Origin of the sequence: Parahaliea maris (assembly GCF_008064665.1) — a bacterium.
Taxonomy (GTDB): domain Bacteria; phylum Pseudomonadota; class Gammaproteobacteria; order Pseudomonadales; family Halieaceae; genus Parahaliea; species Parahaliea maris.
The window spans coordinates 155423-178275 of record NZ_VRZA01000003.1; the positions used below are offsets into that span (position 1 = coordinate 155423).

Genomic DNA, 22853 nt, shown 5'->3' on the forward strand with positions numbered 1-22853 from the left:
CCTATAGTGTGCCTCTCCGTTTTTAACCCTGAACTACACCCGCGGTGGCGGACACCGTGAAGCAGAGCGAGTTTTCAGTATGAGCAAGTGGGAATGTATTGTCTGTGGCCTGATCTACGACGAGAAAGAGGGCTGGCCCGACGATGGCATCGCCCCCGGAACCAAGTGGGAAGATGTGCCCGAGGACTGGCTCTGCCCTGACTGCGGTGTGGGCAAGGAAGACTTCGAGCTGCTGGAAGAGGCGCCAGTGGATGATGTGCCACATCACGAGGAGCCAGTGGCGGACAAGGTCCACGCCCCGGTGGTGATTCTGGGCACCGGGTTGGCGGGTTACAACCTGGCCCGGGAATTCCGCAAGCAGGACGAAGATACGCCCCTGATCCTGATCACGTCCGACGATGGCCGCCCCTATTCCAAGCCGATGCTGTCAACCGGGTACACCAAGGACACCTCGGCCAGTGACCTCGCCCAGTCCGACGCCGGCTCCATGGCCAAGCAACTCAAGGCCAGTGTCTGGACCATGACCCACGTCAGCGAGATCGACACCGCCAACCAGATGATCAAGGTGGGCGATGCCCAGACCGCTATCCACTACGGCAAGCTGGTGCTGGCCGTGGGCGCCCAGGTCATCCAGCCCCCCATCGGTGGTGACGGCCTCGACAAGGTCTACTCGGTCAACGATCTGCTGGACTACGACGATTTCCGCACGGCAGTGAAGAAAAACGACGTCAGGAAGGTCTGCATTATCGGCGGCGGCCTGATCGGTTGCGAATTCACCAACGACCTGCTGAACGGTGGATTCGAGGTGGAGACCGTCGACCCCCTCGCCTACTGCCTGCCGACCCTGCTGCCCGAACCGGCTGGCAAGGCGGTGCAGGCGGCCCTGGAAGCCAAGGGTGCGACCTTCCACTTCGGCCCGCTGGTCACCGAGGTAAACAAGGCCGAGCAAGGTGTTGTGGTTTCACTGAACAATGGCCAGACCATCAGCGCCGACCTGGTCGTTTCCGCCGTAGGTGTGCGTCCGCGCATCGATCTGGCCCAGGCTTCCGGTATCAGCACCAACCGCGGGGTGGTGACCAACCGCCTGCTGGAGACCAGCGCGCCCAATGTCTATGCCCTGGGCGACTGTGCCGAGGTAGAGGGTCATGTGCTGGTCTACGTGGCTCCGCTGATGGCCGCGGCCCGCGCCCTGGGTAAAACCCTGGCCGGTGAGCCGACGGAAGTGGCCTACCCGGCCATGCCGGTCACCATCAAGACCCCGGCCTGTCCGGTGGTGGTGGCGCCCCCCGCGGTGGGTGCTGCTGGCGACTGGAGTTTCGAGGTCGATGGCAACAACGTGAAAGCGGAGTTCCGCGACACCGCTGGTGCGCTGCTGGGCTTCGCACTCACCGGTGAGGCTACCAAGGCCAAACTGGCGCTGCAGAAAGAGCTGCCGGTCATCCTCGGTTGAGCTCACAGCCAGTCACAGCCGGGGAAGCCGAAGAGCAGACCCGGTCCTGGCTTGCCGAATTTGTTGTGGGGCTGAACCTGTGCCCCTTTGCCCGCCCCCTGCTCAGCTCACCGGCGTTGCGGATCAGCGTTTGCAGTGCCCACGAGCGGGCAGACCTGCACCACGCCTTCCTCGCTGAGCTGGACCTGCTGCAGTCCCGGTCGGAAGCGGACATTGCCACTACCCTGCTGGTTTTTCCGCAGGCACTGGCAGGGTTTGACGACTACCTGGATTTTCTTGCCGAGGCCCAGCCCATGCTGGAACAGGTCGGGCTGGACGGTGTTGTGCAGTTGGCGAGTTTCCACCCGGACTATCGCTTCGAGGGCGAGCCGGAGGATGCGGCCAGTCATTTCACCAACCGCTCGCCCTGGCCCACTGTGCACCTGTTGCGCGAGGCCATGCTGACCCGGCTGTTGGCAAGCTACCCGGACCCCGAAAGCATCCCCGAGGACAACATCGCTCACCTGGAGCGCCTCGGGCGGGAAGAGCTCGAAGGTCGCTGGCAGGCCCTTTTCGACGCCCCTGGCCGGCCTCGCTAAACGCTGGCAAAGCGCTGCCGGTCGCCGGTCCAGCGGCGCACCAGCGCCGATTCCCGCTGTGTGTCCCGGCTCAGTTCAGCTCCTACCCTGCGCGCTTCGTCGAGCAGGTCTTCATGCACGCTGAGGTCGGCAATCCGGAAGCTCATATCACCGGTTTGTCGGGTCCCGAGCACCTCGCCCGGGCCCCGCAGGGCCAGGTCCTTCTCGGCAATGTAGAACCCGTCGTTGCTCTCCCGCATGGCGGCGAGGCGCTCCTTGCCGTGCTGCGACAGCGGGGTCTGGTACAGCAGTACACAGTGGCTCGCCGCCTGGCCGCGACCGACCCGGCCGCGCAGCTGGTGCAACTGTGCCAGCCCCAGTCGCTCGGGATTCTCGATCACCATCAGGCTGGCATTGGGGACGTCCACGCCCACTTCGATGACGGTGGTGGCGACCAGCAGTGAAATCTCGCCCGCCTTGAAGTCGCGCATCACCGCCTCTTTCTCCGCCGCCTTGAGGCGGCCGTGGATCAGGCCGATGCGCAGATCTGGCAGCGCTTCGGCCAGTTCAGCGGCGGTGGACTCGGCAGCCTGTGCCTGCAGCACGTCGCTTTCCTCCACCAGGGTACAGACCCAGTAGGCCTGTCGGCCGTCAGCACAGGCGCTGGCTACCCTTTCGATCACCTGGTTTCGACGAGCCGAATCGATCAGCGCAGTAGTGACCGGCTGGCGCCCCGGGGGTAGTTCGTCGATCACCGAGCAATCGAGGTCGGCGTAAGCGACCATCGACAGGGTGCGGGGAATCGGGGTGGCGGTCATCACGAGCTGGTGCGGCCTGCCGCTGCGGCCCCGGGCTTTTTCGGTCAGTGACAGGCGCTGGTGAACCCCGAAGCGGTGCTGTTCGTCCACGATCACCAGCCCCAGGCGATGGAATTCCACATCCGCCTGGAACAGGGCGTGGGTGCCCACCAGCAGGCCGGTCTCGCCACAGGCCAGCGCGGCGAGGATGTCGCGCCGGGCAGCGGCGCGGGTCTTGCCGGTGAGCAGTACCGGCTCTATGCCCAGCGCAGCCAGCCAGGAGCCGAAGTTCTGGCGGTGCTGTTCGGCCAGAATCTCGGTGGGAGCCATCACCGCCACCTGGAAACCGTTGCTGATGGCTTGCAGGGCGGCGCAAGCGGCAACCAGGGTCTTGCCGGAACCGACATCCCCCTGTAACAGCCGCAGCATGGGTTGCTGGCGAGCCAGGTCGTGACTGATCTCACTGATAACCCGCTGCTGGGCACCGGTGGGTGTGAAGGGCAGTGCCCCGAGCAGTTGCCGATACTCCCGCTCGCGAGCGGGTAGTGCCGGTGCCTCCACGCTCAGTTGCTGCTGTCGCAGGCGCAGCAGGGCGAGGTTGTGCGCCACGAGCTCCTCCAGCGCCAGGCGCAACTGGGCGGGGTGGCGCCCCTCCTGCAGCTGGCCCAGGGGGACATCCGGCGGCGGGTTGTGCAGGTAGTGCAGCGCCTGGACCAGGCTGTAGCCGTGGCTGTGCTGTGGGGGCAGCAGGTCCTGTGGTGCGGCGCGCGCCAGCAGGGCCAGGGCCTGGCTGCAGAGATTGCGCCACTGGCCCTGGCTGATGCCGGTGGTGGTCGGGTAGATGGGGGTCAGCCGTTCCTCGTTGACCGTTTCACCCTCTTCCAGCTGCCGGTATTCGGGGTGGTACATTTCCAGGCCGCTGCTGCCGCGGCGCACGTTGCCGTAGCACCGCAGCCGGGTGCCGGTGCGCAGGTTGTTCTTCTGGGCAGCGCTGAAGTGAAAGAAACGCAGGGTGAGGGTACCGCTGCCATCCTGGACCCGGGCGACCAGGCTGCGGCGCCGGCCGAAGACGATATCCGCGGCCCGCACTTCCGCCTCAACAACAGCGTCGACTCCGGCCTGCAATGCGGCGATGGGGGTGACCCGGGTGCGGTCCTGGTAGCGCAATGGCAGGTGGAACAGCAAGTCCTCCACCCCGTGAACGCCGTAGTCGGCGAGCTTCTGCGCGAGTTTGGGGCCGACACCACGCAGGCTTTGCAGGGGCTGGTCCGCCAGCCTCTCGCTGATCAAACCGTTTCCCCCCTCGCCCAGCCCCGGCTCGTCAGGCCCCGGCGAGGCCGGCAACTCGAGATCGGCTTGCCGGCTGTGTCTGTCGCGGTCATGATGCCCCGTAAACTGTTAATCATTCATCGTATCTGACAGGGAGTGTACCTGCAGTGATGCCCGCCAGTGAACGTTCGTCATCAGCCCGATCAGTGCTGGTGCTGGGTTGCGGTGACCTCGGCATTCGCCTGGCGGCACAGCTACCCGCCACCTGGCGGCTGACCGGCGTGCGGCGTGACCCCACGGCGCTGCCGCCGGGCATTCAGGCACTGGCCGCGGATTATACGCAGTCGGGCAGCCTGCAGTCCCTCGCTGATCTGGCTCCGGATTACGTGGTCACCACTCTCAAGCCCACCGGGCGGGATGCCGCAGGCTATGAGACAGGTTTTACCCGGGCCACCGAAAACCTGCTGGCCGGGTTGGGGGGGCACCGGCCCCGGGCTGTGTTGATGGTCAGCAGTACCCGGGTCTACGCCGAACACGACGGGGGCTGGGTGGACGAGAATTCGCCCCTCGCCACCGGTGACCCCGCCGCCAGGGCCATTATCGATGCAGAGGCGGAGCTGCTGGCATCTGGCCACAATGCCTCGGTCATCCGCTGCGGTGGTATCTACGGGGAACCGCAAGGTCGCCTGCTGAGTCGGGTGGCCGGAGGCGACGTCACGGCTGCGGAACCATTGCGCTACTCCAACCGGATTCACCGCGATGACGTGGCCGGGTTGCTCGCCTTTCTCCTCCGTCAGGTTGAGGAAGGTGGTGAACTGGCGCCGGTGTACCTCGGTGTGGATAACTGCCCCGCACCCCAGCACGTCGTGGAGGCCTGGCTGGCGCAGCAACTGGGGGTACCTGCGACGGCCACCCGGGCGCCGGCGACGGGCCACAAGCGCTGTCATAATCAGGTATTGAGCGCCAGTGGGTACTTACTTCGCTACCCCGATTACCGCAGCGGGTACGCCGCGGTGCTGGCCGCTCGCGAGCAGGCTTGCTGAGAGGGTCTGGAGGGCGAAGGCCTGGAGAGCGAGGCCTTTGAGTGAGGCCCTAGAGAGCGAGAATAGCCTCGACCTCGATGGCCACGCCCTTGGGCAGGCCGGCCACCTGCACGCAGGCGCGCGCGGGATAGGGTTGCTCGAGGTACTCCGCCATCACCGCGTTCACCGCGGCAAAGTCGTCCATGTCGACCAGGGAAATGTTCAGCTTCACGGCGTGATTCAGGCTGCCACCGGCCGCCTCGGCAACCGCGGTGAGGTTTTTGAAAACCTGGTGGGCCTGGGCTTCCACTCCCCCTTCAACCACTTCCATGGTGTCCGGCGCCAGGGCGATCTGGCCCGACAGCCACACAGTGTTGCCAACCTTGACGGCCTGGGAATAGGGTCCGATGGCGGCGGGGGCGTCGGGGGTCGAAATAATGGCACGGTTGCTCACGGTGTTATCTCCTGCGGTCTTGCTAGTTCTTGATACGGGTGACGCGGCGCACTGAGCCGTGGTTGCGCAGCCGTTTCATGATGCTGGCCAGGTGCACCCGGTTTTCGACCATGAGTTCCAGGTCGACGAAGGTAAACTGGTAGTCCTTGTCCTCTGTGGCGATGCGCTCGATGTTCACCCCCATGGAATTGATGCGGGTGGCAAGGACGGCGATCATGCCGCGGCGGTTTTCCACTTCGACGCGGAGGTGGGTCAGGTATTCCCCCTCTACTTCGTCGGCCCAGCGCAGGGCCACCAGGCGCTCGCGATTCTCGCGCATTTCCGCCAGGTTTTTGCAGCTCTCCCGGTGTACCACCACCCCTTTTTCCGAACTCAGGTAGCCCTCGATCGGGTCGCCGGGGATCGGGTGGCAGCACTTGGCGTAACTCACCATGAAGCCCTCGGTACCCCGAATGGCGACTGGCTGGGACAGTTTCTCGTCCAGCGAGGGATGGGCTTCGCTGCCCTCCCCCAGCAGCTGTTGGGCGGTGATGGGGGGGAGCCGATTGCCGCGGGCGATGTCGTCCAGCAGGTCGTTCAGCTCGCTGTACTCGTGGCGGCCGAGGTAGTCGTTGATGCGGTCTTCTCCCAGCCCATCCAGGCTGGTACCGAAGTTGACCAGGGCCTTGTCGAGCAGGCGCCGGCCGAGGGCGACGGAGTCGTCCCGGGTCTGGTGTTTGAGGTAGTGGCGGATGTTGGTGCGGGCCTTGGCGGTCACCGCGTAATTGAACCAGCTCGGGTTGGGCCGGGCACCGGGGGCGGTGAGGATTTCCACTGTCTGGCCACTCTGCAGGGGTTCCGACAGGGGCGCCAGGCGCCGGTTGATCCGGCAGGCCACGCAGCTGTTGCCCACATCGGTGTGGACCGCGTAAGCAAAGTCCACCGCAGTGGCGCCGCGCGGCAACTCCAGAATCCCACCCTTGGGGGTGAATACGTAGATTTCGTCCGGGAACAGGTCGATCTTGACGCTTTCAATGAATTCCAGTGAGTTACCGGCCCGTTGCTGCATTTCCAGCAGCCCCTGCACCCACTCCCGGGCGCGGGCGTGGCTGGCGTTGGCGCTCTGGCCTTCGCTCTTGTACAGCCAGTGAGCGGCGATGCCGTTATTGGCCATCTCCTCCATTTCCAGGGTGCGGATCTGGATCTCGATCGGTACCCCGTGCATCCCCATCAACACGGTGTGCAGGCTCTGGTAGCCGTTGGCCTTGGGTATGGCGATGTAGTCCTTGAATTCCCCCGGCACCGGTTTGTACAGGCTGTGCACGCAACCCAGTACCCGGTAGCAGGTATCCACCGAGTCGACGATGATGCGGAAGGCGTAGATATCCATGATTTCCGAGAAGGATTTCTTCTTGGATTTCATTTTCTTGTAAATCGAGTAGAGGTGTTTCTCGCGACCGATCACCTCGCACTCGTGGCCTTCCTGCTCCAGCGCGGTCTCGATCTGGTGGCGGATCTTGTCCACCAGCTCCTTGCGATGACCGCGGGAGGCGCGGCGGGCGGCCTCGATGCGGCTGGCGCGCATCGGGTGCAGGGCGCGAAAGCCCAGGTCCTCGAACTCCATGCGCACCGTATTCATACCCAGGCGCATGGCGATGGGCGCGTAGATTTCCAGGGTCTCCCGGGCGATACGGCGGGCCTTGTCCCGGCGCAGTACGCCGAGGGTGCGCATGTTGTGCAGGCGGTCGGCCAGTTTGACCAGGATGACGCGGATGTCCCGGGCCATGGCCAGGGCCATTTTCTGGAAGTTCTCCGCCTGCTTCTCGGCCAGGGAGTCGAACTCCATCTGGGTCAGTTTGCTGACCCCGTCCACCAGTTCCGCCACGGTGGAGCCGAACTGGCTGCCGATGGCGGACTTGTCGATACCGGTATCCTCGATCACGTCGTGCAGCATGGCGGCCATCAGGCTCTGGTGGTCCATGTGCATGTCGGCGAGGATGCCGGCGACAGCGAGGGGGTGGGTGACGTAGGGTTCGCCGCTGCGGCGCAGCTGCCCGTGATGGGCCTGCTCGGCGAAATAGTAGGCGCGGCGTACCTGCAGCGACTGCTCGGTGTTCAGGTAGCTGCGGAGGGTGGAGTCCAGGGCATCAATGGTCTGCATAGCGGATAACTGTCAGCTGCCAGAGATGCCCGTCATGATTACAGCGACTCGCTGGCCTCCATGACCTCGGCCAGTTCCTCTTCCGCGTCCAGCTCGTCTTCGCGGCTGAGAATGTCGGGGCTTACCAGCCCTTCGGCGATCTCGCGCAGGGCAATAACGGTGGGCTTGTCAGACTCTTCTTCCACCAGCGGGTCTTTACCGCCGGTCGCGATCTGCCGAGCGCGCTTGCTGGCTACCATGACCAGTTCGAAGCGGTTGGCGACATTTTCCAGACAATCTTCAACAGTGACACGTGCCATGCTTTCTAGTTTCCATGCAGTTCTTGGCCGTCCGCAGCCGATGCCGCGGGTCGACGGGTTGTAAACCGGGTTCATTATGTGGAGCGCGGTGCTCTCTCGCCGGGCTACCGGGCGGTGTGCAGTCGGGCTCGCAGGCCGGGCAGCTGTCGCCACGCCGGAGGACCGCGAATTATAACGCGTGCCCCCGGGGGCGAGTCCAGCCCCGGAGTGCCGTGAATAATGCCGCGCAAGCCCCGTCCCGGGGAGCTTGAGGGGGCTTAGCTGAGCAGGTTCTCCAGCAGGGGCCCCAGGCGCGAGGCCTGGCGGTTGGTCTGCAGGCGCTGGCTGGTAATGATGGCGACCAGGTCTGCCAGGGCGGCGTCGAAATCCTCGTTGATCACCAGGAAGTCGGACTCGATGTAATGGGACATTTCCTGCACGGCTTCGGCCATGCGCGACTCGATGATGGCGCGCTCGTCCTGGCCGCGGCTGGTCAGACGCTGCTCGAGGGTTTCCCTGGAGGGGGGCAGGATGAAGATCGCCCGGGTCTCCGGTAGCAGACGCTTGACCTGGGCGGCGCCCTGCCAGTCGATTTCGAGGATGACGTCGGTGCCGGCGTCCAGTTGTTGTTCCACCCAGCGTTGCGAGGTGCCGTAGAAATTGCCGAACACCTGGGCGTGTTCCAGGAACGCCGCCTGGTCCAGCATTGCCGTGAACTCGGCCTCGGTGACAAAGTGGTAATTGACCCCGTCGGTTTCCCCCGGCCGGATCGGGCGAGTGGTGTGGGAGACAGAGACCTGCAAACCTTCACAGCGTTCCAGCAGGGCGTTGACCAGGCTGGTTTTGCCTGCGCCGCTGGGGGCGGAAACGGTGTAAAGAGTGCCTTTTGCGGTCATGTTGCCCGGGTGTCCTGCGCGTCTGGAGTGAGGCTGCATTGTAACCTCAATGCCCCCGCCGGTGGCACCCCGGGCCTTCCCCCGGGTCCTTCCCCGGGCCTCTCCCCGGGATGGCCGCGCTATTCGATGTTCTGGATCTGTTCGCGCATTTGTTCAATGAGTACTTTCAGTTCCACCGCGCTGGCGGTCGTGCTGCTGGCGGTGGCTTTGGAGGACAGAGTGTTGGCCTCGCGGTTGAACTCCTGCATCAGGAAGTCGAGGCGTCGGCCACAGGGGCCGCCCTTTTTCAGGGTGCGTCGCACCTCGCCGATATGGGTGTCGAGGCGGTCCAGTTCCTCGTCCACATCCGCTTTCTGGGCCATGTAGACCAGTTCCTGCTCCAGCCGTGACTGGTCGGTGTCCAGGTCCAGGTCCTCGATCCGGGCAATAACCCGCTCGCGCTGCTGTTGCAGCAGGGCAGGCAGGTGTTCGCGGGTACGGGCTACCTCGGCTTCCACCAGGTCCAGGCGCTCGAGGATCAGGTTGGCGAGCTTTTCCCCCTCCCTGGCGCGATTGTCCCGCAGGGTAGTCAGGGCCTCGCTGAAGAGTTTGGCTGCTGCTGCCTGCAGGGCCTCCTCTCCGCTTTCTGCCGCAGCGCACACCCCCGGAAACTGCAGCACCTGCAGCGGGTCCAGCAGTTGGGCGCCGGGCAGTTTGCCGGCCGCCATCCTGTCGCCCACCAGCGCCGCGGCGGTGAGTACTTCCTCCAGGCGTTCCTCGTCCACCACCAGCGGGCCGACCGCAGCGGTACCCTGTTGTTGCAGGCGCAGCAGGCAGTCCAGTTTGCCGCGCGCCAGCCCCTTGGCGGCCTGCTCCCGGAAATTGGCTTCCAGTACCCGCAGTGAATCCGGTAATTTGAAATGGCAGTCCAGGTAGCGGTGGTTGACCGTGCGTAACTCGAGAGTCAGGGTTCCCTGCTCGGTGGCCAGGCTCTCTCTGGCAAAGGCGGTCATGCTGTGAATCATGGGGCGGCAATCACTGTACAACGCGGCCCCCGAGTGTAGCAGCTTTGCCCGCCGGGCTCACCGAATTGCCCGCGGCCTGTCGCTCGCTTTCCGCCGCTGCTGAACTGCAAGGGCAGGATGGCTGCCGTATACTGTCGCCCGATTTCAACCGACCGGGGACAACCGATATGCAACGACCCAGTGGCCGCGCGCCGGACCAACTTCGCGACATCAGCATTCAGCGCAATTTTACCTGCCATGCCGAGGGATCGGTGCTGGTCAGTTTTGGTAATACCCGGGTGATCTGCACCGCCTCGGTAGAGGAAGGGGTACCCCGTTTCCTGCGCGGCAGCGGCAGTGGCTGGGTGACGGCGGAGTACGGCATGTTGCCCCGCTCCACCGGTACCCGCATGGGCCGGGAGGCCGCCCGCGGCAAGCAGGGTGGTCGCACGGTGGAAATCCAGCGTCTCATCGGCCGCTCCCTGCGAGCGGCGGTAGACCTGAAAAAGCTGGGGGAAAATACCATTACCATCGACTGCGACGTCATCCAGGCGGATGGCGGTACCCGCACCGCCTCCATCACCGGAGCCTGCGTCGCCCTGGTGGATGCCCTCAACTTCCTGCAGCGCAAGAAGCTCATTCTCGGGGATCCACTGCAACAGATGATCGCATCGGTGTCCGTCGGGGTGTATCAGGGGGTGCCGGTGCTGGACCTGGATTATCCGGAGGATTCCGCTGCCGACACCGATATGAATGTCATCATTGGTGAAGACGGCGGTTTCATCGAGGTGCAGGGCACTGCCGAGGGAGCGCCCTTCGCGCGCACAGAACTCAATGCCATGCTGGACCTGGCGTCCCGGGGAGTGGAGCAGTTGATCGCCGCCCAGAAGCAGGCCCTGGCGGAGGGGTGACCCCGGCTGGGCCGGGCCGCTCCCGGCCGGTTCAGCTCAATTCGATGTCGTAGTCCATGATCACCGGCGCGTGGTTGGAGAACTCCCGCGCCGTGTAGAGTACGCCGTAGTCGATGCTGTACTTGAGTCCCTTCGACACAATCTGGAAATCCGTGCGCAAGCCATTGCTGCTGCGGTCGCCCTCCGGCCACCAGCTGAACTCGTCATGGTCGGAGTTCACTTCGCGGAACGCGTCGACGTAACCCGCCTCGATCAGTTCATCCATCCACTGTCGCTCTTCGGCGAGGAAGCCGGGGGCGTTGCTGTGGCGTTCGGTGTCCTGGACGTCAGCCGCGGTGTGGGCGATGTGCCAGTTACCGCAGATAACAAATTCGCGCCGCTTGTTGCGAATCTTCAGCAGGTGATTTTGCAGCAGGCCAAAGAATTCGGATTTCCGCGCCAGTTGCTCACCGCTGCCGGGCTCCGCGTAGGGTGCCAGCAGGCAGCCCACACTCAGGTTTTCGAAATCGGCCTGGATGTAGCGCCCCTCCATGTCGAACTCGGCGAAGCCGAGGCCGGTCATGATGGCTTTGGGCAGCTGCCGGGTGTAGATGGCGACCCCGTTGGCCTTGCCATTTACATCGTCAAAAAAGTAGGCGTTGTACTCAGGGGGGAAGTACAGGTTGTCCTGCAGGTCGTATTCGCTGCACTGCAGGTCCTGAATGCAGATGAAGTCTGCATCCTGTTCGTTCAGCCAGTCGTAAAGCCCCCGAGCGGCAGCATTTTTAATGCCGTCGGCGCTGAAACTGATAATCCTCATTCATGGCCCCTTGTCTAGAGAGCGTGTATGATACCTGAGCCTGTCACTTCAGAATACTGTGCGGGCGCATTCACATGCCCACCTCGGGGCTGGCGACAGCCGGGGGTGTGCGGTTGACAGGTCCGGCCCGCTTTCTATCGGGCTACTTTTATATATGTTGTCTGTCCCTCTTATACACAAATTGCGCCCCGCTGGAAACTGCCCGGCGCACTGAGGACTTCATTTTCCATGCAAGCATACCAGTCCGAGTTCATCGAGTTGGCCCGTCAGTACCAGGTCCTGAAATTTGGTGAATTCACCCTCAAGTCCGGCCGCAAGAGCCCCTATTTCTTCAATGCCGGAGCTTTCGATAGCGGCCGGGCGCTGGCCGCGCTGGGGCGTTGCTACGCCCAGCGAATTGTCGATTCAGGCCTCGAGTTCGATGTGCTGCTGGGGCCGGCCTACAAAGGTATCCCCCTGGCTGCCGCGACGGCCGTCGCCCTGGCCGACGGCCATGGCCGGGACGTGCCCTTCGCCTACAATCGCAAGGAAGCCAAGACTCATGGCGAGGGCGGGGTACTGGTGGGTGCTCCGCTGGAGGGCAGGGTATTGGTCATCGACGACGTCATTACCGCAGGCACAGCGGTGCGTGAAGTGATCGAGATGATCGACAGCGCCGGCGCCAGCCTGGCCGGAGTGGCCATCGGCCTTAACCGCCAGGAGCGCGGTGCAGGTGACTTGTCCGCCATCCAGGAAATCGAGCAGACCTACGGCGTGCCCGTGCTCAGCATTATCGACATGGCACACATTATCGAATACCTCGAAGGCCAGGGCGGAGACAGCAGCGCCGCTCTCGCGGGCATGCGGGCCTACCGTGAGCAGTACGGGGTCGCCTGACCGTTTCCAGCCGAGATCGCGTACTGCCCGAACTGACAATTTCCTGCTTGAGCACCGCTGTGCTCGCTTTTATAGTGCAGGAATGAAAATGCGCACTCCCTCGCTGCTACTCACTGCCCTGCTGACCTTGCCTGTTGTGGCAGGCGGACAGCTTTACCGCTACACCAATGCGGAGGGGAACGTGGTCATCGACGACCGCATCCCCAGCGAGTTCGTGAACCAGGGTTACGAAATCCTCAACCAGCGGGGCAAGGTTGTCGAGGTGGTACCTCCGCGGCGCACCGCCGAGGAGGCGCTCGAAGTTGCCCGCGCCCAGGAAGCCGAGCGTGAGGCCCGCGAACGCGATCGCAACCTGCTGTTGCGCTACAGCACGGTGGAAGATATCGAAGCCGCGCGCGACCGTGCCCTGCAAGAGCTGGAAATCCGCATCCGCATCCTGGAGAGCAACCGCAACACCCTCAGCCAGAGTCTGGCCAGCTACCAGTCGGAAGCGGCGGACGCCGAACGTCGGGGGGAATCCGCTGGCGATAGTCTGCTGGAGGAAATCGGCAATCTGCAGCAGGAACTGGCGAGTAACGAGCAGCGTATCGTCAGCCGGCGGGCGGAACTGGACGAGGTGTCTGCGAGCTACGCCAGGGACATTGCCCGGTTCGAGGAAATTCTGGATCTGGTGAAGTTGCGCCAGCAGAAGGAGCGCGGCGAGCTCTGATCGACTCGCCAGTCAACAAGCGATAGTCAGCCCCGCCCGGCAAACGTACCCGTCTGCTCGGTCACTGCCCGGGTAACGGTTTCCCGGAAGAAGCCCGCCATCAACAGCGTCCACTGTTCGTTCCACCCCTCGGTGGGAGAGCGGGTAAAACCACTGCGTACAAACTGGGATATCCGCCCCTCGGCCGCGGCCATCAGCAGGTTGGTGGCCTGGCTCAGGGGAATGGTCGGGCGCAGCCCCTCGCGCAGTTCCGCTTCGCGAATCACCTGGCGCAGTTGGGTTTCATAGCGGTCGAACAGTTGCGCCACCCGGGTGTGCAGGCGTTCGGTTTCGCCGGCCAGGGCGTCTCCGGTGAGTATCCGGGTGATACCGGGATTGCGCTCGGTGAATGCGAGCAACAGGCTGAGCATTTTTTCGCAGCGCCGCGCCGCTCCCGGTTCTTCGCTCAGGATGAGACTGATGCGCGAAAACAGGGTGTCCTCGATAAACTCGATCAGGCCTTCGAACATTTTCGACTTGCTGGGAAAGTGGCGGTAGAGCGCCGCTTCGGATACGCCGACCTGGCGCGCCAGCCCGGCGGTGGTGATCCGGTTGCCCGGGTTGGCCTCAAGCATCTGGGCCAGGGCTTCGAGAATCTGTTGCCGGCGTTGTGATTTTCTGGGGGACATTGCGCTCACAGTCGGGTCGCCACGACGAACCATGCTATCCGCAAGCTAACGGCCCTGCAATAAAAGCCGTGCCTCCCCCCTCTTTTTTTACTGATTGTGTGATCTTGTTCAGCGGTTGCGGTTTGAAATCAGGGTGCCGATACCTTCGTCGGTAAAGATTTCCAGCAGCACCGCGTGGGGTACACGACCGTCGATGATGTGTGCGCTGGACACGCCCGACTTGACCGCGTCGAGGGCGCAGCCAATCTTGGGCAGCATCCCGCCGCTGATGGTGCCGTCGGCGATCAGCTCATCCACCCGGCTGGTGCTGAGGCCGGTAAGGATGTTGTTGTCCTTGTCGAGGACACCCGCAACGTTGGTCAGCAGCATCAGTTTTTCCGCCTGCATCACCTGGGCGATCTTGCCGGCGACCAGGTCGGCATTGATGTTGTAGGTATTGCCCTCGGCATCCACGCCGATGGGGGCGATCACGGGGATGAAGTCGCTGCCGAGAATGACGTCGAGTACGCCCACGTCGATCTTGTCGACTTCACCGACATGACCGATATCGATAATCTCCGATGCACCCAACTCGGGGCTGTAGCGATTCACTTTCAGCTTGCGCGCGCGAATCAGGCCACCGTCCTTGCCGGTTACACCAATGGCCTTGCCGCCGCTGCGGCTGATCGACGCCACGATCTCCTTGTTCACGCTGCCGCCGAGCACCATCTCCACCACATCCATGGTCTGGGCATCGGTGACCCGCATGCCGTTGACAAATTCCGTGTGGATGTTGAGTTTTTCCAGCAGTTTGCCGATCTGGGGGCCGCCACCGTGGACCACCACAGGGTTCATGCCCACCAGTTTCATCAGCACCACGTCGCGCGCGAAACTTTCGTGGAGCTGTGGGTCGATCATCGCATTGCCGCCGAACTTCACCACCACGGTGCGGCCGTTGAAGTTCTGAATGTAAGGCAGCGCCTCGGTCAGTACCCGGGCGATCTGGAGAGCGGACTCGCGGTTAAGAGACATAGTGATTCCTGTACGGGGCCGGATTAAGGCCCGATTGTTAAAAGGCGTTGCCCAGTTCCGGCGCTATCCTGGCGAGCTGCTCGCGGAAGACGGCCTTGACGTTGTCCAGCTGCTCGGGCGTATCTCCCTCGAAGCGCGCGGTCAGGGCCGCCTCGGTATTGGAGGCGCGCAGCAGGCCCCAGCCGGCGTTGAAGTCCACGCGCAGGCCATCCAGGGTGGTCAGCTTGCCGGGCCCGAAGTCCGCCTCCTCGACCAGCCGTTCCACGAGCGCGAACTTGTCGCTCTCGGCAACCGGGATGCGAATGTCCGGTGTGCTGACGGAGACAGGTACCGACGCCAGCAACTCATCCAGGCTGGTGTCCTGGGTGGCGCACAGCTCTGCGATTCGGGCCGCAGCGTAGAGACCGTCGTCGTGACCGTACCAGCGTTCACCAAAGAAGATATGGCCGCTGAACTCGCCACCCAGCAGGGCGCCGGTTTCCAGCATCTTTTCCTTCATGAAGGCATGACCGGTCTTCCACATGACCGGGCGGCCGCCGAGTTCGGTGACCACCCGCGCCAGGTGCCGGCTGCATTTTACATCGAATACCACGTCCGCGCCGGGATTGCGTGCGACTACATCGCCGGCGAGCAGCATCAGGGTCTCGTCGGCCCGCACGATCCGGCCGCTGCCGGTGACGACCACCACCCGGTCACCATCGCCATCAAAGGCGACGCCCAGGTCAGCCCCGACTTCGACCACCTTCTCGGCGAGCTGGCGAAGGTTGTCTTCGTTGCTGGTGTCGGGGGGGTGGCCCGGGAAATTGCCGTCGATCGTGCAGTTGAGGGGGGTGACCTCACAGTGCAGTTCGCGGAACAGCAGCGGGCCCAACTCGCCGGTGGCACCGTTGCTGGCATCGATCACCAGCTTGAGCGGGGCCGGAATGGCCACATCGCTGAGGATGCGTTCCACGTACTGCTCACTGAGGTCGTGGTTGGTCAGTTTGCCATGGCGGAAGCCGGGTTGCGGGCCGTGATTCGCCTGGACCTGCTCCCGCAATCTGGCAATGCCGCCCGCGCCAATGGTCTTGCCGCCCAGGACGATTTTCATTCCGTTGTCAGTGGCGGGGTTGTGGCTACCGGTCACCATGATCGCAGAGGGTATGTCCAGTTCATGGGTGGCGAAGTACACCAGTGGTGTCGGGACGATACCGATATCGGCGATCGACAGGCCGCTTTCGAGCAGGGCGGAGATCAGCTGGCTGCGAATGCGCGGGCTGGACAGGCGACCGTCGCTGGCCAGGACAAGTTGCGATTCGCCGCGCTCGTGGAGCTCGGCAGCCAGGGCGATGGCGATGCGTCGTACCAGCTCGTCGGTGAGCTCGGTATCGGCCCGGCCGCGGATGTCGTAGGCCCGGAAGATATGAGCGGGAAAGCCGCCGTCGCCTTCCTCCAGGTCGAGGTCGAGGCCCAGATCCAGGTCGAGGTCCAGCGCCTGTTCGGCATGTTCCTCGACGATGTCGTGATTCTGGTATAGCAGGCTGCGCTCCAGCTCTGCCGGTGGCGCTGCTGGTGTCGGCACATCGTCCGGTTCTGCTGCCGCGGCCTTGCCAGTGAAGGACGCGCGCCCGCGCGGCCGCAGGCTCGGGGCGCGGCGCGGTAGCCGGGAGGGAGCCAGCGCACCCAGCAGGCCGCCGGCCAGTGCCAATGCCGCCACCAGGAGGTAGGGCCAGCGCTCGGGGGTGATCCCGGCGAGCAAGCCAGGGCCGGGGGTAAAGCGGATCTGCCAGGGTGTTCCGCTTACCGGGGCCGTGCCCGCCAGGGGGGCGGTGTCGCCGACCGCCGTGCCGCTGGCGGCGATGTTGCGCAGGTGATCCCGCCCGCGGTTGTCGGTGAATTGCTGCTGCAGCTCGTAGAGGCCGAGTGAGTCTGTCGCCGGAATGTACTGTTGCAGGACCTGGTTGGGGAAGGTCAGCAGGGCGATCGCCGGGGTTTCGGGTTGGCCCGGCAACACAACCTGTTGGGCGACGCTGGTCAACCACTGATTCTCGTGCTGGTAGGACTCCATTGCCGGTGCTTTGCGGGTACCTGCCTTGCGCAGCAGGTCGATTTCAATGTGGTTGCGCAGAGCCAGCGTTTGCAATGCGTAGTTGCTGGCGCTCAGCTCTGACAGCGGCAGCAACCGCAGGTCGCTGGCCTCGGGGAAACGCGGTAGCAGTTGTACTTCGAGCGCTCGAACGCCCGCGGCATCGTCCCCGGCGGGCGGGCCGGCCTCGGCCACAGTGATGGCCAGTCGCTGCTGGAACTGGCTGACCGCTTGGGTCAATTGTGTCGCGGCCTGTTCTGCCTGTTCGGCGCTAAGCTGTGTCGCCTGTTGCGCAACCTGGGCGGGCTGCTGCAATTTGAGCAACCAGCCGAGGCCGGCCGCGAGAAACAGGGCGGCCCCGATGGTAGCGCCGCTCGGGGAGAGTTTTCGGGGTCTGGTTTGTGTCGGGCCCGGGGGGGCTGTCGCTGCGTCTAGTTTCCTGCGGAGCATTCCGGTCCCTTGTCATAAGCTTCTGGGCGGTGGTCAATCGCTGACTGCCCCCGGGTCAAACGGCAGCGTCCATTCGGGCTGCGTCCAGTCGGGTGGCAATCAGTTGCATGATCTGCCGCGCCAGGGTCAGCTTGCCTGCGCGTTCCAGGCGTTGTGCATTATCCCGCCAGATGACGCATACCTCGTTCTCGTCGCTGGCGAAACCCACACCCTCTGCGGATACGTCATTGGCGACGATCATGTCGAGGTGCTTGCGCTCCAGTTTACCCCGGGCGTAGCTTTCCACATCCTGGGTTTCCGCCGCAAAGCCGACGGTGAACGGGCGCGGCTGGCCGCCGGCGATGGTGGCCACAATGTCAGGGTTGCGCACCAGTTCCAGGGTGCTGCGCTCGTCTCCCTTCTTTATCTTCTGTTCCTGCACCGTGGCCGGCCGGTAGTCGGCAACCGCGGCGCAGGCAATAAAGATGTCGCAGTCGCCAGCCAGGTCCTGGCAGGCGGCGAGCATCTCCCTGGCACTGATGACATCGACCCGCTCGACATGGTCCGGCGTTGCCAGGTGCACCGGGCCCGATACCAGGGTGGTTCTGGCGCCGGCCTCGACGGCGGCTCGGGCCAGGGCATAGCCCATTTTGCCCGAGCTGTGGTTGCTGATATAGCGCACAGGGTCGAGGGCCTCCCGGGTGGGGCCGGCGGTGATGACGACCCGCTTGCCCGCCAGTGCCGTGTGCTGGAAAAGGGCCGCAGCGTGCTCGGCGATCAGGTTGGGCTCTTCCATGCGCCCCGGGCCGATATCGCCGCAGGCCTGCTCGCCGGCCGCCGGCCCGACAATATGGACGCTTCGCTGGCGCAGGGTTTCCGCATTGCTCGCAGTGGCCGGGTCGGCCCACATCTGCTGGTTCATGGCCGGTGCCAGCATTACCGGGGCGGGCGTGGCCAGGGCCAGGGTGGTAAGGAGGTCATCTGCCCGGCCAGCCGCCAGCCGGGCCATGAGGTCGGCGGTGGCCGGTGCAATCAGTAGCAGGTCGGCCCAGCGGGCCAGTTCGATGTGGCCCATGCCGAGCTCGGCTTCGCTGTCCAGCAGCTCGGTATGCACCGGGTTGCCGGACAGGGCCTGAAGGGTCAGCGGGGTAATGAACTCCTGTGCACCGCGGGTCATCACCACGCGCACGGTGGCGCCGAGGGTCTTCAGCTGTCGCACGAGTTCGGCGGACTTGTAGGCGGCAATGCCGCCACTGATGCCGAGGACGACATTGCGATTAAAAAGATGTGCCATTCACACTTCCGAACTGGGACACTGGGCCAGGAAATCGGCACGATAACACCCCGGTTCGCGGCTTGTCACCGCCACTGCGCTCTGCTGCCACCCCGGTGCTGGCAGGTGCTGGTGGGTGCTGGTGGTTAGAGGGGGGACAGCAGGCCGCAGGCGGGAGGGACCGCTTGCAGCGGTCGATGGACGTAATGCCTTTTGTTGTTGGCAAGGAGGCCAGATGGCAATCAGCGACTGGGGGGCAGGGGAAGGTCCGCGGGACAAACTGCTGCAGCGCGGCGCCGAGGCGGTCAGCGACGCAGAATTGCTGGCGGTCCTGTTGCGTACCGGGCGTCGCGGGCGCAGTGCTACCGCCCTGGCGCGGGAGTTACTTGCGCGCTTTGGCGGGGTCCGGGGCGTGCTGACGGCGGGCGCCGAGCAGATTCTCGGGTGCCCGGGTATGGGCGAGTCGAAACTGGCCCAGTTGCAGGCGGCCCAGGAGCTGGCGCGGCGCCAGGTTCAGGAAGGGCTGACCGACAGCGACATGATGAGCAGCCCGCAGCAGACCCGTCTCTTTTTACGTCATCACCTGGGGGGGCGCGAGCGAGAGGTGTTCACCTGCCTGTTTCTCGACAACCAGCACCGCCTGCTGCGCTGCGAGGATCTTTTCTTTGGCACTCTCGACGGTGCCGCGGTGTACCCGCGGGAGGTTGCGGTGCGGGCGTTGCAATACAGGGCGGCGGCGGTGATTCTTGCCCACAACCACCCCTCGGGAGTAGCCGAGCCGAGCGCCGCTGATCGGCGAATTACCGAGCGCTTGCGCGACGCCCTGGGCCTGCTGGATATTCGCGTGCTGGACCATATTATTGTCGGCCGTGGCGAAACCTGCTCCTTTGCCGAGCGCGGCCTTCTGTAAGTGACATCCTCCGGGCGTGTTCCGTGCCTGGTCTGAACCTGCAGTTGTTCTGAACCTGTACTTGTTCTGAAAAAGCAGCCTTCTATTACCTCGCCGGGTCAGTTATAGTTGCGCCCCCCTGAGGGGGACGACCCGACGGCTGGACAGACCGCCGCAGGGGCGATGGGGGACCGGTTATTCTTTCGGCAATTTCTTTGCCCTTTCCTTGAATACGCACCCCTGTTCTGGTATAAAGTCGCGCTTCGCGCGGCTGGGGTCTCCTTTTGACCCGGAAAGCCACACCAGTTTCTGACAATTCCCGGGTTTGTGGGAGAGGCAATCATGGCAAGAGTATGTCAGGTCACCGGCAAGCGTCCGGTCACCGGTAACAACGTATCACACGCAAAAAACCGCACACGTCGTCGTTTTTTGCCCAATCTGCACCAGCACCGTTTCTGGGTTGAGTCCGAGAAGCGCTTTGTGACCCTGCGAGTTTCCAGCAAGGGCATGCGCATCATCGACAAGAAGGGTATCGAGGTTGTTCTCGGCGATATCCGTGCCCGTGGTGAGAAGGTCTAAGCGGCTTTTAAGCTAAGGGAGATTTCCGATGAGAGAAAAGATTCGTATGATTTCGTCAGCAGGTACAGGTCACTTCTATACCACTGACAAGAACAAGCGCACCACCCCGGACAAGCTGGAAATGAAGAAGTACGATCCGGTTGCGCGCAAACACGTCATGTATAAGGAAGGCAAGATCAAGTAAGGTCAGCCCTCCCTTCGCCTGCGCCCGGCGCCGGCGGTACAAAACCCAGAAAACCCCGGCTTGTCCGGGGTTTTCTGTTTCTGGGCTGGCTGAAGATCACCAGGAGAGAGCGTTGCCCGAACTGCCTGAAGTCGAAACCACTCGCCGCGGTGTCGCGCCCTACGCCGAAGGTCGGGTAGTTCGCGACCTGGTGGTGCGGGAGGGGCGCCTGCGCTGGCCGGTGCCGGCGGCCTTGCCGGACCTGATCCGCGGGCAGAAAATTGACCGCATTGAGCGCCGGGCCAAGTACCTCCTGTTCCATACCCGCGTGGGTACCCTGCTGGTGCATCTGGGGATGTCGGGATCCCTGCGGGTGCTGCAGGGCGTTCCGCCTCAACCCATGAAGCACGATCATGTGGATGTGGTGCTCGCGGACGGTAACCTGCTGCGCTATAACGACCCGCGCCGTTTCGGCTGTTTCCTGTGGCTTTCGCCAGGTGAGGATCACCCCCTGCTGAGTTCGCTGGGCCCCGAACCCCTGTCCGATGAGTTTTGCGGTGAGCTGCTGTTCCGCCGTTCCCGGGGGCGTAATGGGCCGGTGAAGAGTTTCATCATGGACGGTCATGTGGTGGTCGGCGTTGGTAATATTTACGCCAACGAAGCCCTCTTCCTGTCCGGTATTCGCCCCGACCGGGCGGCGGGGCGGATTTCCGCCGCCCGCTACGAACAGCTGGCGAACAACATTAAGCAAGTACTTACTTCGGCTATAACGCAGGGTGGCACTACGCTGCGTGATTTTGTCGGCGGTGATGGCAAGCCCGGTTATTTCGCCCAGCAGCTCTATGTCTACGGTCGGGCGGGTCTCCCCTGCAAGGCTTGTGGCGCCCTGCTCAGGGAGCAGCGCCTCGGCCAGCGTGCCACGGTCTACTGCGTGACCTGCCAGCGTTGATCGGGCTAAACTGTTGAATCTCTGGGGATTGTGATTTGCAAGTGATTTGCATAGGGAGTGGAGAATGAAAATAACAGCCGTATCGCGTCGCCTGTCGGCGGCCGCACTGATAACGAGTCTGGCACTGCCACAGGCACTGTGGGCACAGGAAGCAGTTGACGAGAGCCCTAATGCCGGGCGCATGGTCGGGGACCTGCTGGTTGCCCGCCCGATGGGCCTGGTAGCCACGGTGGGCGGCACCGCCGCGTTCCTGGTCAGCCTGCCTTTTACCCTGTTGGCGGGTCACGCCAGTGAAGCGGCGGAAACCCTGATGGTGGGGCCGGCCCGGGCAACCTTCATGCGCTGCCTGGGTTGCACCGAGATGGGCTATACCAACAAGGACGTGGAACGCTACCAGGAAATGACCGGCGAGGGCGAGGAGGAGTAATCCTCAGCTCTCGCTGAAGCGCTCTTCCAGTGCCGTCGCGACCACCGGCGGCACGAAGGGCGTGATATCCCCGCCGAGGGATGCGATCTCCCGCACCAGCGAGGAGGAGATGTAGCTGAGGTGTTCTGAAGGTGTCAGGAAGATGCTTTCGAATTCCGGGTTCATCGCCCGGTTCATGTTAGCCAGCTGGAACTCATACTCGAAGTCCGCCACTGCACGCAGGCCGCGCAATACACAGCGGGCGTTCTGCTGTTGCACAAAGTGGGTCAGCAGGATGTTGAACCCCATCACTTCCACATTGTCCAGGTGCGCCAGGCATTTTTCCGCCAGGTCCACCCGTTCTTCCAGGGTAAACAGGGGCTTCTTCTTCTCGCTCCAGGCGATGGACACCACCACCCGGTCGAACAGGCGTGACGCACGCTCCACCAGATCGACGTGGCCGTTGGTAATCGGGTCAAAAGTGCCGGGATAGATGACCGTGTGTTCTTTCATGGTGTCAGGCCCTTGGTCGCTGGAAGGCGGATGGTAAACACAAGGCCGTTCGGCTGCAATTCGTCGCAGGCCGCCAGGATGTGTCTGGGCCCCCTCTCGACATCTCCGACTCCCTCTCAGTTCGCCATGTGATACAGGCAATAACGCACATTGCCTGCCGTTTTGTCGCGGTGTAGCTCCCAGCCGGCGGGCGGTGACGGCAGTGGGTCCCGGCGCCCGCATTCCAGGTATATAGAAGCGCCCGGATCAAGGTGGCCAGCGGCCAGTTGCTCGCAGGCGGAGCCGGCCAGGTCCAGGCCAAAGGGCGGGTCTACGAACACGATATCCCAGCGGGCCCGGGTGCTGGCGAGGAAGTCGCTGGCGCTCTGTGGGTGACAGTCCGCACGGTCGCTGGTACTGAGCAGGTTCAGGTGCCGTTCGATCTGGCGCAGGTTGACGCTGTTGGTATCCACGAAGTCACAATGGGCTGCCCCTCGAGAGAGGGCTTCGAGCCCCAGGGCACCACTGCCGCTGAACAGGTCGAGACAACGGGCACCGTGAATCTCTGGGGCGAGCCAGTTGAACAGGGTCTCGCGGACCCGGTCGGTCGTGGGGCGCAGGCCATCGGCGGGAATGAAACCCAGCTTGCGCCCCCGCCACTGGCCGCCAATGATGCGCAGCTCGGAGGTGTTGTTGGCGGTTGGCTTGCGGGTCTTTCGTGCCTGCGGCATTTCTCGCTCTCTGGCAGTAATGGTAGGATACGCGTTTGCGCAGAGGTTCCGTCTGCG

Annotated in this window: 24 protein-coding genes; 11 read left to right on the top strand and 13 right to left on the bottom strand. The window is 63.7% G+C overall.

Annotated features, from left to right (window positions below; translation table 11 throughout):
* Nucleotides 1-79: 79 nt before the first annotated feature.
* Nucleotides 80-1450: an FAD-dependent oxidoreductase gene (locus FV139_RS09080; protein ID WP_148068126.1), complete on the top strand. Its 1371-nt coding sequence runs from the start codon at nt 80-82 to the stop codon at nt 1448-1450.
* The gene (locus FV139_RS09085) at nt 1447-2028 is read left to right on the top strand and encodes a DUF1415 domain-containing protein (RefSeq protein WP_148068127.1); all 582 of its coding nucleotides are present in this window, start codon (nt 1447-1449) and stop codon (nt 2026-2028) included. The genes FV139_RS09080 and FV139_RS09085 overlap by 4 nt, the downstream gene beginning before the upstream one ends.
* Here the strand turns inward: FV139_RS09085 and recG are convergent.
* Entirely contained in the window at nt 2025-4094 is a 2070-nt protein-coding gene (gene recG / locus FV139_RS09090; RefSeq protein WP_213004077.1) for an ATP-dependent DNA helicase RecG, read from the bottom strand. The genes FV139_RS09085 and recG overlap by 4 nt on opposite strands.
* Before the next feature lie 149 nt (nt 4095-4243).
* Between recG and FV139_RS09095 the strand changes: the two genes are divergently transcribed.
* Nucleotides 4244-5116 carry an NAD(P)H-binding protein gene (locus FV139_RS09095; protein WP_148068128.1) on the top strand — a complete coding sequence of 291 codons (873 nt, stop codon included), beginning with the start codon at nt 4244-4246 and terminating at the stop codon, nt 5114-5116.
* A gap of 49 nt (nt 5117-5165) precedes the next feature.
* Here FV139_RS09095 and FV139_RS09100 read toward each other — a convergent pair whose 3' ends face one another.
* The 5 genes from FV139_RS09100 to FV139_RS09120 form a co-directional block, all read right to left on the bottom strand.
* Nucleotides 5166-5549, bottom strand: a complete 384-nt coding sequence (locus FV139_RS09100; RefSeq protein WP_148068129.1) for a RidA family protein — start codon at nt 5547-5549, stop codon at nt 5166-5168.
* A gap of 22 nt (nt 5550-5571) precedes the next feature.
* A complete protein-coding gene (spoT, locus tag FV139_RS09105; protein ID WP_148068130.1) occupies nt 5572-7689 on the bottom strand; it encodes a bifunctional GTP diphosphokinase/guanosine-3',5'-bis pyrophosphate 3'-pyrophosphohydrolase in 2118 nt (705 codons plus the stop codon).
* Between the two features lie 38 nt (nt 7690-7727).
* Nucleotides 7728-7988, bottom strand: a complete 261-nt coding sequence (gene rpoZ, locus FV139_RS09110) for a DNA-directed RNA polymerase subunit omega (RefSeq protein WP_148068131.1) — start codon at nt 7986-7988, stop codon at nt 7728-7730.
* A 257-nt stretch (nt 7989-8245) separates the two neighbouring features.
* A complete protein-coding gene (gene gmk / locus FV139_RS09115; RefSeq protein WP_148068132.1) occupies nt 8246-8863 on the bottom strand; it encodes a guanylate kinase in 618 nt (205 codons plus the stop codon).
* A 119-nt stretch (nt 8864-8982) separates the two neighbouring features.
* The gene (locus FV139_RS09120) at nt 8983-9867 is read right to left on the bottom strand and encodes a YicC/YloC family endoribonuclease (protein ID WP_148068133.1); all 885 of its coding nucleotides are present in this window, start codon (nt 9865-9867) and stop codon (nt 8983-8985) included.
* 167 nt (nt 9868-10034) lie between these two features.
* Here FV139_RS09120 and rph point away from each other — a divergent pair, with 167 nt between their 5' ends.
* The gene (rph, locus tag FV139_RS09125) at nt 10035-10757 is read left to right on the top strand and encodes a ribonuclease PH (RefSeq protein WP_148068134.1); all 723 of its coding nucleotides are present in this window, start codon (nt 10035-10037) and stop codon (nt 10755-10757) included.
* A gap of 31 nt (nt 10758-10788) precedes the next feature.
* Here rph and FV139_RS09130 read toward each other — a convergent pair whose 3' ends face one another.
* Nucleotides 10789-11556, bottom strand: a complete 768-nt coding sequence (locus tag FV139_RS09130; RefSeq protein ID WP_148068135.1) for an exodeoxyribonuclease III — start codon at nt 11554-11556, stop codon at nt 10789-10791.
* 228 nt (nt 11557-11784) lie between these two features.
* Here FV139_RS09130 and pyrE point away from each other — a divergent pair, with 228 nt between their 5' ends.
* Nucleotides 11785-12432 (top strand): orotate phosphoribosyltransferase, encoded by a 648-nt coding sequence (pyrE, locus tag FV139_RS09135; RefSeq protein ID WP_148068136.1) that lies wholly within the window; start codon nt 11785-11787, stop codon nt 12430-12432.
* A gap of 88 nt (nt 12433-12520) precedes the next feature.
* Nucleotides 12521-13141 (top strand): DUF4124 domain-containing protein, encoded by a 621-nt coding sequence (locus tag FV139_RS09140; RefSeq protein ID WP_187276462.1) that lies wholly within the window; start codon nt 12521-12523, stop codon nt 13139-13141.
* A 26-nt stretch (nt 13142-13167) separates the two neighbouring features.
* Here FV139_RS09140 and slmA read toward each other — a convergent pair whose 3' ends face one another.
* The 4 genes from slmA to coaBC form a co-directional block, all read right to left on the bottom strand.
* Complete coding sequence (slmA, locus tag FV139_RS09145) at nt 13168-13809, bottom strand: nucleoid occlusion factor SlmA (protein ID WP_148068138.1); 642 nt, start codon at nt 13807-13809, stop codon at nt 13168-13170.
* Nucleotides 13810-13917: 108 nt separating this feature from the next.
* Nucleotides 13918-14820 (bottom strand): acetylglutamate kinase, encoded by a 903-nt coding sequence (argB, locus tag FV139_RS09150; protein ID WP_148068139.1) that lies wholly within the window; start codon nt 14818-14820, stop codon nt 13918-13920.
* A gap of 37 nt (nt 14821-14857) precedes the next feature.
* Entirely contained in the window at nt 14858-17209 is a 2352-nt protein-coding gene (locus FV139_RS09155; RefSeq protein WP_187276463.1) for a phosphomannomutase/phosphoglucomutase, read from the bottom strand.
* Between the two features lie 181 nt (nt 17210-17390).
* Nucleotides 17391-18608 (bottom strand): bifunctional phosphopantothenoylcysteine decarboxylase/phosphopantothenate--cysteine ligase CoaBC, encoded by a 1218-nt coding sequence (gene coaBC / locus FV139_RS09160; protein ID WP_148068141.1) that lies wholly within the window; start codon nt 18606-18608, stop codon nt 17391-17393.
* A gap of 214 nt (nt 18609-18822) precedes the next feature.
* Here coaBC and radC point away from each other — a divergent pair, with 214 nt between their 5' ends.
* The 5 genes from radC (at nt 18823) to FV139_RS09185 (ending at nt 21594) form a co-directional block, all read left to right on the top strand.
* Nucleotides 18823-19497 carry a RadC family protein gene (gene radC, locus FV139_RS09165; protein ID WP_148068142.1) on the top strand — a complete coding sequence of 225 codons (675 nt, stop codon included), beginning with the start codon at nt 18823-18825 and terminating at the stop codon, nt 19495-19497.
* A 321-nt stretch (nt 19498-19818) separates the two neighbouring features.
* Nucleotides 19819-20055: a 50S ribosomal protein L28 gene (gene rpmB / locus FV139_RS09170; RefSeq protein ID WP_148068143.1), complete on the top strand. Its 237-nt coding sequence runs from the start codon at nt 19819-19821 to the stop codon at nt 20053-20055.
* 28 nt (nt 20056-20083) lie between these two features.
* Nucleotides 20084-20239, top strand: coding sequence for a 50S ribosomal protein L33 (gene rpmG / locus FV139_RS09175; RefSeq protein ID WP_116367864.1), 156 nt, complete (start codon nt 20084-20086; stop codon nt 20237-20239).
* Nucleotides 20240-20351: 112 nt separating this feature from the next.
* Nucleotides 20352-21167, top strand: coding sequence for a bifunctional DNA-formamidopyrimidine glycosylase/DNA-(apurinic or apyrimidinic site) lyase (gene mutM / locus FV139_RS09180; RefSeq protein ID WP_148068144.1), 816 nt, complete (start codon nt 20352-20354; stop codon nt 21165-21167).
* Nucleotides 21168-21231: 64 nt separating this feature from the next.
* On the top strand, nt 21232-21594 hold the full coding sequence (locus FV139_RS09185) for a hypothetical protein (RefSeq protein ID WP_148068145.1): 363 nt from the start codon (nt 21232-21234) through the stop codon (nt 21592-21594).
* Between the two features lie 3 nt (nt 21595-21597).
* On the opposite strand, the gene coaD is transcribed toward FV139_RS09185, so the two are convergent.
* Together coaD and rsmD are read right to left on the bottom strand one after the other, a co-directional pair.
* The gene (coaD, locus tag FV139_RS09190) at nt 21598-22086 is read right to left on the bottom strand and encodes a pantetheine-phosphate adenylyltransferase (RefSeq protein WP_148068146.1); all 489 of its coding nucleotides are present in this window, start codon (nt 22084-22086) and stop codon (nt 21598-21600) included.
* A 116-nt stretch (nt 22087-22202) separates the two neighbouring features.
* Entirely contained in the window at nt 22203-22796 is a 594-nt protein-coding gene (gene rsmD / locus FV139_RS09195) for a 16S rRNA (guanine(966)-N(2))-methyltransferase RsmD (RefSeq protein WP_148068147.1), read from the bottom strand.
* Nucleotides 22797-22853: the final 57 nt, after the last annotated feature.

Excerpts from the sequence above, each read along its gene's own strand:
- pyrE (WP_148068136.1), top strand. The coding sequence starts at position 11,785 with ATGCAAGCATACCAGTCCGAGTTCATCGAGTTGGCCCGTCAGTACCAG.
- rpmB (WP_148068143.1), top strand. The coding sequence starts at position 19,819 with ATGGCAAGAGTATGTCAGGTCACCGGCAAGCGTCCGGTCACCGGTAAC.
- coaD (WP_148068146.1), bottom strand. The coding sequence starts at position 22,086 with ATGAAAGAACACACGGTCATCTATCCCGGCACTTTTGACCCGATTACC.
- FV139_RS09130 (WP_148068135.1), bottom strand. The coding sequence starts at position 11,556 with ATGAGGATTATCAGTTTCAGCGCCGACGGCATTAAAAATGCTGCCGCT.
- FV139_RS09120 (WP_148068133.1), bottom strand. The coding sequence starts at position 9,867 with ATGATTCACAGCATGACCGCCTTTGCCAGAGAGAGCCTGGCCACCGAG.
- slmA (WP_148068138.1), bottom strand. The coding sequence starts at position 13,809 with ATGTCCCCCAGAAAATCACAACGCCGGCAACAGATTCTCGAAGCCCTG.
- rpoZ (WP_148068131.1), bottom strand. The coding sequence starts at position 7,988 with ATGGCACGTGTCACTGTTGAAGATTGTCTGGAAAATGTCGCCAACCGC.
- FV139_RS09095 (WP_148068128.1), top strand. The coding sequence starts at position 4,244 with ATGCCCGCCAGTGAACGTTCGTCATCAGCCCGATCAGTGCTGGTGCTG.
- FV139_RS09080 (WP_148068126.1), top strand. The coding sequence starts at position 80 with ATGAGCAAGTGGGAATGTATTGTCTGTGGCCTGATCTACGACGAGAAA.
- FV139_RS09185 (WP_148068145.1), top strand. The coding sequence starts at position 21,232 with ATGAAAATAACAGCCGTATCGCGTCGCCTGTCGGCGGCCGCACTGATA.
- radC (WP_148068142.1), top strand. The coding sequence starts at position 18,823 with ATGGCAATCAGCGACTGGGGGGCAGGGGAAGGTCCGCGGGACAAACTG.
- gmk (WP_148068132.1), bottom strand. The coding sequence starts at position 8,863 with ATGACCGCAAAAGGCACTCTTTACACCGTTTCCGCCCCCAGCGGCGCA.
- spoT (WP_148068130.1), bottom strand. The coding sequence starts at position 7,689 with ATGCAGACCATTGATGCCCTGGACTCCACCCTCCGCAGCTACCTGAAC.
- argB (WP_148068139.1), bottom strand. The coding sequence starts at position 14,820 with ATGTCTCTTAACCGCGAGTCCGCTCTCCAGATCGCCCGGGTACTGACC.
- rpmG (WP_116367864.1), top strand. The coding sequence starts at position 20,084 with ATGAGAGAAAAGATTCGTATGATTTCGTCAGCAGGTACAGGTCACTTC.
- rph (WP_148068134.1), top strand. The coding sequence starts at position 10,035 with ATGCAACGACCCAGTGGCCGCGCGCCGGACCAACTTCGCGACATCAGC.
- coaBC (WP_148068141.1), bottom strand. The coding sequence starts at position 18,608 with ATGGCACATCTTTTTAATCGCAATGTCGTCCTCGGCATCAGTGGCGGC.
- rsmD (WP_148068147.1), bottom strand. The coding sequence starts at position 22,796 with ATGCCGCAGGCACGAAAGACCCGCAAGCCAACCGCCAACAACACCTCC.
- FV139_RS09140 (WP_187276462.1), top strand. The coding sequence starts at position 12,521 with ATGCGCACTCCCTCGCTGCTACTCACTGCCCTGCTGACCTTGCCTGTT.